We start from the raw sequence: 2,189 nt of genomic DNA, 5'->3' as shown, positions 1-2,189 counted from the left end.
TCAGGGAAAAATATCATCAGATGGCTGCTTAAAAAAAGAACAAATGGTAGTGTCCGCTATTGCCAGTACACCTCACTGATCTGCTTGGGCCAGATTTGCACGCAGCACAAATGCACTGTCATCTATAGTAAGGTTGTCCACTGTAAGGGTTGTAAACTTCCCATTGTCACCAGTAAAACGCACCATACTGTCTTTTGTTTCTAGACGATTAATTGATGACTGGCTATTTAGATGCCAGATCGCATTATTCATGCTAACTGTAGCTTTGGGGGCTGTTATTGCGCCTCGATAGGCGGTATCAAAGCCATACAAAAGAGTCTCTGCCCATGCCTGATAAGCAGACGATATAGTCGGTGTTTCAGTTTCAGGCTGTCCCAGAGTAATGGTTGCTGCATCATCAGCATAAATATTTCCGGTGACAGATGCCATATTTCTGGCAATGAAATTTGCATTTCCACCACTCAGCCTGAATCCATCAGCAGCGTAGTGGAGACCCGGCGTTACAGTTTTACTATTCTGTTCAGGGATTCCCATCATAGTCAGTTCACCGGAGATATCAATACCTTTTGTTGTGAACATGGAATTTTGTGCTATAACTTTTGCTCCTTTATCTATACTTATAGGAGTATTATTCAGAAAGGTTGCACCATTAAGTGTAACTACAGCTTGATCACCTATGGCTATTTGGCTGTTATGTGCAGTGATGCCACCTGTAAATTTAGTTTCTCCTATGGATAGATTAGTACTGATAGTTTGTTTGAAGTCAAAACCATTATTAGTAATATTTTTCCCTGCAAGATTATCAATGTAAGCATTTTTATCGCCGATTGTGATAGCTGATTTATTTGCTGATATATTTCCTTCAACATTGGCATTGCGTGATATTGAAAAGTCAGCATTGTTCAGGTGTAATGTATCAAATTTAAACACCCCGGTTTTCCAGTCAGGCTGATCAAATGAGGTCTGCTGATTATTACTTTTGTAATCAGAATTGAACTTTTTATTATATGAACTCTCTGTTTCTTTCAAAACGGTGACCCAGTCCGTTCCACAAAGAAATACCAGGGAGCAATGACTCGCTGTGCTTCTGAATATTGCATGCTCTGTTGCATGGCCTTACATGGTAAGACTGGCATTACTGACTTCAACATCATTTTTTGTGTTGACACTACCATCCAGAATTAATTTTGCATTAGTTTTCTTATCCTGAGAATTAATATTGTGCGTTAGTTTTATATTGCCATTTATGTTCCCATGATATATGTAGGAGTCTTCGTTATTGATTGCCAGAACGGCTTCTTTCTTTGTATCTGAGTTAGTTATTGTTGTTCCATCGTCAGTGGCGGCAATTCTAGTAAAAGTCTGATTGTGTCCATTTAAATCTAGCGTGCCACCACGTTTAGTAAAAAATATCCCCGCATATTGATCATTGCCAAGGGAATTATCTTTATTTAGTATTACCTTACCATTTCCGCTTGCAAGGTATATATTGTTAAATGTTCCTTCTTCATTAAGAATAACATTTCCTTCACCTATCTTTATATTTGCCCCCTGTTTTTTTTGAACATTCAGAGTACCGGGCCTATTTTGTGTAAAACATCATCACTGGAATACAATGCATTCCAGTTTACAATGCTTTCTTTTCCGATATCAATTCCTGCTCCTTTAAATGTAAATCTCTGACCGTTTATGTTATATTCATGGCCTTCGTCAAAGATAATACCACCGCAACCAAAATCCAAATTATCCTTAAACAGAACATTTCCCCCATTTGTGAACACAATATCTTTGTCTTTAGTTATTTTTTCTTGAGTACCAGTGGTATCTGCATTGTTTTGGTGTAATGTTATATCTGTGTTTTTAATGGTTACATTATTGCCATTCAGATTTATTTTATGACTATAGGTATCTTTTAACTCACTAACCAGTTTATCATTGTATTTTGTTATCCATGTCAGTTGGTCACCATTAACGCTGGCAATACCATGGGTTGTTCCGACTAATACCCATTTTTCTAGTTTGTTATCATATAAGTATGCTCCAGAGCCGCTGTCTCCGAATATTTCAAGATTACGAAATGTTTTATCATTTTTATAAATCATCATGCCGTATGAGTAGACTGGCCCCCTGAATCTCCAGACAACCAGTATCACTTAAATAAGTGATAGTCTTAATACTAGTTTTTAGAC

1 pseudogene is annotated in these 2,189 nt (G+C 37.3%); it reads right to left on the bottom strand.

The features are described 5' to 3' along the window. Nucleotides 1–75: 75 nt before the first annotated feature. Nucleotides 76–2,114, bottom strand: a pseudogene (gene sat, locus ABZJ92_RS21560) (serine protease autotransporter toxin Sat); the annotation flags it as partial. Nucleotides 2,115–2,189 lie beyond the last annotated feature (75 nt).

The sequence above is a fragment of the Shigella sp. FJ200513 genome (genome assembly GCF_040495915.1).
Taxonomy (GTDB): domain Bacteria; phylum Pseudomonadota; class Gammaproteobacteria; order Enterobacterales; family Enterobacteriaceae; genus ECMA0423.
Note: the sequence above shows the minus strand (reverse complement) of the source record. Positions and strands in the feature narration are given on the sequence as shown.